The 2,899-nt window shown below is 45.6% G+C and carries 4 protein-coding genes and 1 pseudogene (1 of these 5 running past the window's edge); 1 reads left to right on the top strand and 4 read right to left on the bottom strand.

All coding sequences use genetic code 11. The features are described from left to right. The 3 genes and pseudogenes from QZ327_RS13985 to QZ327_RS13975 form a co-directional block, all read right to left on the bottom strand. A pseudogene (locus tag QZ327_RS13985) lies at positions 1–294 on the bottom strand (ParA family protein) (it extends 474 nt beyond the left edge of the window). Between the two features lie 191 nt (positions 295–485). After that, positions 486–764, bottom strand: a complete 279-nt coding sequence (locus QZ327_RS13980; protein WP_294620296.1) for a Txe/YoeB family addiction module toxin — start codon at positions 762–764, stop codon at positions 486–488. Next, positions 761–1,060 (bottom strand): hypothetical protein, encoded by a 300-nt coding sequence (locus QZ327_RS13975; RefSeq protein WP_294620294.1) that lies wholly within the window; start codon positions 1,058–1,060, stop codon positions 761–763. The genes QZ327_RS13980 and QZ327_RS13975 overlap by 4 nt, the downstream gene beginning before the upstream one ends. Before the next feature lie 275 nt (positions 1,061–1,335). Between QZ327_RS13975 and QZ327_RS13970 the strand changes: the two genes are divergently transcribed. Beyond that, positions 1,336–1,629 (top strand): hypothetical protein, encoded by a 294-nt coding sequence (locus QZ327_RS13970; RefSeq protein ID WP_294620292.1) that lies wholly within the window; start codon positions 1,336–1,338, stop codon positions 1,627–1,629. Positions 1,630–2,214: 585 nt separating this feature from the next. On the opposite strand, the gene QZ327_RS13965 is transcribed toward QZ327_RS13970, so the two are convergent. Continuing rightward, on the bottom strand, positions 2,215–2,880 hold the full coding sequence (locus QZ327_RS13965; protein ID WP_294620304.1) for a recombinase family protein: 666 nt from the start codon (positions 2,878–2,880) through the stop codon (positions 2,215–2,217). Positions 2,881–2,899: the final 19 nt, after the last annotated feature.

The raw sequence follows: 2,899 nt of genomic DNA, 5'->3' as shown, positions 1-2,899 counted from the left end.
GCTTACCAAATCAATCTCTGCTGCCGCCAACGCTATATCAGCCGGGACAATATCGAGATTGGGCGAAACGTGATGTGTCGGGAGTGTCGCGCTTCCGCTCATAGCGTCATAGATTGAAACCTCGATTGGCTTTTCGTCTATATCGAGCAGAGCCGCCGTTAAATTCGCCTGGGGGTCTGTATCGACAACTAACACCCTTTGCCCTTTGAGAGCCAACGCCGCGCCGAGATTGGCGGTTGTAGTGCTTTTGCCTACGCCTCCTTTGTTGTTTGCTATTGCTATAATTTTAGCCATATAATATTATTTAATTCTTTACTTATTGCAGTATTTAATTATTGGCTGCAAAGGTAGGTGTTATTCTCGATACTTCCAAATCATAGAGCAACAAAGAGCCTCCGGCGCAGTTTTCGGGATTCCCGAAACATACCCTTGCAGCCCTAAATAACTGCAAAAGAAAAGCAGAGCGATTGCCCTGCCTGTCTTATTCATTTGTCTTTGTAATGACCTTTGAGCGAAACCACGTTTACAATTACCTTGTCATCTTCAATGCTGTAAATCATTCGGTCGCCTTTGTTGATTTCTCTACTCCAATAGCCGGAATAATTACCTTTGAGCTGTTCAACATGGCCTGTGCCTGTTGTTGGATGTTGTCGCAGTTCCTCGAATAAATCAGCTATCTTCTTTAGCGTTTTCTTCTGCCCGGATTTTCGCCACTCTTTCAAGTGCTTTTCTGCTTCGGGCATTAGAACCAATTCGTAACTCATACGCCCAACAGTTCCCTTATTTCCTCCATTGAATAGGCTCTACCTTTTCCGGCTTTCATCTCTGCAATACCTCGATTGAGGGAGGCTATGTTTTCCGGGTCATTAAACCACGGATCGCCGGAGGGTGAGGGGTTTTCACTTACTTCTACGGCTACGGCGTTAGCCTTTGAAATAAGGATTGTTTCAATGAAGTTCTTTAAGCTCTTGCCCTGGGCTACTGCCATAATGGAGAGCTTTTGCAATGTATCGACGGGGAGGTCGATGTTTTTGCGCTTGATGTTTAGTGCTGTTGCCATATCATTTAGATTTACAATGCGAAGATATATAATATATATAATATACACAAATATTAGGGGCGAAAAGTTGAATCGAGGGATAAATCTTTTTGTCGCTCTCCAACATTCAGCCGGATAAAAGCGTTAACTTTGTACTTGAAATCTCGCCAAAGATTATCAAAAGACATAAGCATTATTGCGTAGCGGTTAAGGTCTATACGGCTTTAACCTTATGACATACACCGTTACGCGAGTGCTGTCTATCTTTGGCGAGATGGGTTAAAGCCGTTTTTCGTATGGATAAAACAGCATTGCAGGACATAGCCACACAGTTGAAGCGCATAGCCGACTACATGGAGCGACACCCAACGCGGCAAGTTATAATCCATGTCAATGAGGGCGCAACCATTAGCGGAGGTACGCAAGACTTCGCCGAAGATATTACCAACTCTCCCGAAGTTGAAAGCAACGGCGCTGATTCGCCCGGAGTTGTCGAGGGTAACACACACTATCAATGCAACAACAAGGAGAGTTTTAACAGCAACTCCGATGAAGCAATAACAAACCTAACTTCGGCTATCAAAAAATGAACCGTAAACAACGCATCCACTCCGCAGAACTCCGGCGGCTCGATCACATTGCCCGAAGTCTTGACCGAATAGGCAATGTACTGGAGAGTTTACACATAATTAACGTTGTAGGCAATAATGATATAGTGGGGTCAAATCTTAATCAAAGTCAAACCCAAATAGGAGGGGAGGGCAACTCGCAGACGCAAGCCGGTAGAGATACATAGTCTAACAATAGCTTGCCGAATAAACCCGACACGGGGTAGCCTAATACCCCCTTGTTGCTATCGAGGGGAGAATCATTGCCGGATAGCAAGCTATAATGATACTGCATTACAAATACAGACTTCCCGGAACTTGGCAGGATAACGACTGAGTGCTACCTGCGTTACAGGTGGAGGCGGTAACATTACTTCGGTAGTGCTGCCGCTTCTTTTTAGAACTGTAGGTTGCTTACTTATTTTGAAAGTTTGTTTTGGATCCAGCTTACCAGAGCGAACACGGCGATACCGACAGGCAGAGCCACGCAGAAGAAGAAAGTCAGGAAGCCGGGGCACGCGCAAATGACGATGAAAATAATTAGGATTGCCCAAAGGATTATTCCAATCATTTGTCACCTCCTTCCTCGCTCATGCACTTCTTTACCTTTTGAACGGTGTTAAGGGCGCAACCACATATCTTTGCTATATCGCGCAGGGATTTTGCTTTTTTGCCCGATTCCTTTGCTCGCTTTGCTTTTTGCAGTTGCCTCACGACTTCGGGATATTTAGCCAATAGTTCTTCCGTTGTTTCGGTGCTGCCCTCTTTGCGTCCAAGCTTTCCACCTTTGGAGATGTATTGTTCACGCCCGGAGTTGAGCCGGAATTGGATTGCTTCGCGTTCAAGCTGTGCCGCAGTTCCGAGGACTGACACAATAATTGCGGCGAATGGATTAGGCTTGCCATCCGACATGAACAGTGATAACCCTTCTTTTTGAAAGTAAACGTTAAGACCGTTGTCTAAGCAGCGTTTAATGTTTGCTTGAACCTCCCACACATCACGACCGAGGCGTGAAAGTTCGGATATTAGGAGAGTGCCGACGTTGTTTGCTTCGCAGTAGTCAAGACACTCACACAGAGCCGGACGCTCGTTATTTTTCTTTGCTCCGCTTATATGTTCGGTAAATGCTTCGCGAACAATCGTGATACCGTTCTTTGCGGCATAATCGGTTAGATCTGTTACTTGTCTGTCGGTGTTCTGTCTGTCACCCACGGAGGACACACGCGCATAAATTACAGCGGTGTTGTTTTTG

The organism is uncultured Bacteroides sp. (genome assembly GCF_910578895.1).
In the GTDB taxonomy this organism is placed as follows: domain Bacteria; phylum Bacteroidota; class Bacteroidia; order Bacteroidales; family Bacteroidaceae; genus Bacteroides.
This window is presented reverse-complemented; position numbering and strand designations above follow the sequence as displayed.

Excerpts from the sequence above, each read along its gene's own strand:
- QZ327_RS13975 (WP_294620294.1), bottom strand. The coding sequence starts at position 1,060 with ATGGCAACAGCACTAAACATCAAGCGCAAAAACATCGACCTCCCCGTC.
- QZ327_RS13980 (WP_294620296.1), bottom strand. The coding sequence starts at position 764 with ATGAGTTACGAATTGGTTCTAATGCCCGAAGCAGAAAAGCACTTGAAA.
- QZ327_RS13970 (WP_294620292.1), top strand. The coding sequence starts at position 1,336 with ATGGATAAAACAGCATTGCAGGACATAGCCACACAGTTGAAGCGCATA.